Raw genomic sequence first — 2,854 nt, forward strand, 5'->3', positions numbered from 1 at the left:
ATGTATTGACGAAAGAACGTGAAATCGCGAAAAGTCTCGGAGAAACATATCCTAACTTGGTAGATGTATGAAACTGGCCGATATTGCAAATTAAATATAAAATAAGGGCCGTCTCTTTAGGGACGGCTCTTATCATTATTAAAGTTTCTTTTCGAAATCACCGCCTGAGTCGGTCTACAATCTCGACCGGCTCAGGCGGTCCGGTCGGATCAGTTTAAAGTTTTAGTGTTTATTGAGATAACTTATTCATTTCCAGAACAACCCGCCGTTCATCCGCTCGTACGTACCGGGCAAGAATTGAGTCAGTACGAATACCCATAATTACTTTTACGGCTTCCTTACTCCAGCCCTTTTCGTTCAGCAGCCAGTCAGCTAAAGTATTCCGGCCAACCTTTACCGAAATATTCGGTGGAAGGCCTCGATCTGCTGCTATGATCTTCAAATATTCATTCATTTTCTGATTGGAAAGTAACGGGAGCTTATTCCAGCCACCGTACTTTTCGACGATAGGTTTTACTTCATCGAATACAGGTACTTTGGCCGTAACGCCGGTTTTCATCCGGTCATGACTGATCCAGTCCAGACCGGCAAAACCTTTGCCAACCTTTGTATGAGAATCTTTGATGACAAGCTTTAGGTCTGAATAATGAAAGCCTGTACGGCAATAGATCAGGAACAGGTCAGCGACCTTTTGCAGTACTTCTGACTGGAAGGGTACGGTTTTCAGGTTTTCTACCTGATCAGTAAAAAGAAAAACCGGGGGTTTGAGTTTTTCCCGCTTCAGCCGTAAGCCTTCGAGGGAATTAACCTCGGTAAGTTCTTCCTCATAGGCCCAACGAACGGCCTGACGCAAGGTTTTCATAAGCTTATTTATGTGTGGGTATCCGTATCCTTGCTTTTCCAACCAGGTACGGTATCGCTGGGCGGCTCGTAGATTGAAATCAATGGCCTTTACAGCTTCTTTTTCCTTCTCAGTAAGATATTCCAAGAATTTCGTTTTTGACTCCCGGTTCTTTTTGAAGGTGGGGTATTTTATCTGCTGGTTCTCCAGAATTTCTTCCCGGTGATTGATCCAACGTTGAAATACTTCCTTGATCGTTAAGACCTCAATCTTAGGAGCAGGATCAACTTGCGGTTCAAACAAGGCTCGGTAAGTCTGAAGTATGGTATCTGCCTTAACCGGCCGATTTGATTTGCGTAAGGCCTGGTAAGCAATATCAATCCGGCTAAGAAGCTCCTGCAAGTCCTGATTGATAGAAAGGTGCTGCGGGTGGGTAGGAAGTACCCGTTTTGCCTCATGGTCCCAATCACTAGTTTGGATATTGATCCCAGTTGAACCGAGTTCAGCCCTTTGGCCTTCGTATTTGATTCTCGCATAAATGGTACACTTGGTTTTTGTGGAGTTGGAAAAATGCCTCCAAAGGCTGACAGTCATCATGCTGATTCGTCTGCGTTTCATGGTCTTGCGAACCCTTCCGAACCATCCTGTACTTATTAATTCGCAAGAAACCGTGCCGGGTGGCAGTATTTAACTAAGTAGTTTATGCCACCCGGGGGTGTAACCCGATTGAGTAAAAAGGGGAGAAAAAACCTAAGTATTTGAGGGCAAGGCATAAAAAAAACCTGTTCGGGTCGCGAACAGGTACCTAAAAGAATGATAATTGAGCTTATTTGAACTCTCTGAGCCCCCTACAAGACTTGAACTTGCGACCTACGCATTACGAATGCGTCGCTCTACCAACTGAGCTAAGGAGGCGTTTGGTGGCACAAAGATAGGGTTTAAAAAAGGCCCTTGTCAAGCCCTGTACCAATATTTTCTTGATTTAAGGTTGGAATTTGTATAAAAAGCCCCGGTTGTTCTCGGTATTTACCCCCAGAACGTAGAGTTCACCCTGCTCATCCTCACCGAAACTATATACCTGCCAGTTCGCCGGACGGCTACGCGGTTGTACCACGCCCCGGGGCCAGGTTTTGCCCTTCGATTCCGTCAGATACCAGATTGGACCCGACCAGTCGGCGAAGATGTATTTGCCCTGCAAAGCCGAAATAGCCTTACCCCGGTACACAAAGCCCCCCGTAATGCTGATGCCTTCGCTGTGCGGATACTCCGTAATCGGGTCGATGTAATTTTTGGGATCGGGGTCTTTCTCGTTGAAGGGATGATACGCCTCACGTGCCCGCCAGCCGTAGTTGCCGCCTTTCGTAATGATATCTACTTCCTCGTACTGATTTTGTCCGACGTCACCGGCGAAAAGCTTACCACTGCTCTTGTCGAAACTAATCCGCCAGGGATTCCGCAGACCATACGCGTAAATCTCGGGTCGTGCCCCCGCCTGAGCCTTGAACGGATTGTCAGCAGGAATGGCATAGGGAGCTGTATTGACATCAATCCGCAGAATCTTGCCCAGCAGCGTATTCAGGTTCTGGCCGTTGCCGTGCTCGCCGTGGCGGTCATTCGCTCCGCCGCCGTCACCCACGGCGATGTACAGGAATCCGTCCGGACCAAATTTTAAATCTCCACCGTTATGGTTCGATTCCGGCTCGCTGAATTCCAGGACCAGCTTCCCACTTTGCGGATCGGCCACATTTTTATTACCTGAAACCGTAAACTCCTGAATCACACTTTTGTGATTGCCTCCGCCCTGTGATCGGGCACTGTAGTACACGTAAAACTTGCCATTCTTGGCGTACTGTGGGTGAAAAGCCAGCCCCAGCAGGCCGCGTTCATCATAACCGTTGTTTTTGACAACGACCTTGGTCAAATCCAGAAAAGGCTGGGCGACGAGTTTATTTTGATCGATGATGCGTATACGTCCGACTTGTTCAGTTACGAACAAACGACCCGATCCGTCAC

Annotated in this window: 2 protein-coding genes and 1 tRNA gene; all 3 read right to left on the reverse strand. The window is 47.6% G+C overall.

Going from position 1 to position 2,854, the window contains the following annotated elements:
• Nucleotides 1-229: 229 nt before the first annotated feature.
• Complete coding sequence (locus ACOJTG_RS04290) at nt 230-1,459, reverse strand: phage integrase SAM-like domain-containing protein (protein WP_420152685.1); 1,230 nt, start codon at nt 1,457-1,459, stop codon at nt 230-232.
• Between the two features lie 224 nt (nt 1,460-1,683).
• Nucleotides 1,684-1,756 (reverse strand) — tRNA-Thr (locus tag ACOJTG_RS04295).
• 67 nt (nt 1,757-1,823) lie between these two features.
• The coding region (locus ACOJTG_RS04300) for a PQQ-dependent sugar dehydrogenase (protein WP_420152686.1) at nt 1,824-2,854 on the reverse strand (1,031 nt) is incomplete at its 5' end.

Source organism: Siphonobacter sp. (assembly GCF_048595215.1).
Classification (GTDB): Bacteria; Bacteroidota; Bacteroidia; order Cytophagales; family Spirosomataceae; genus Siphonobacter.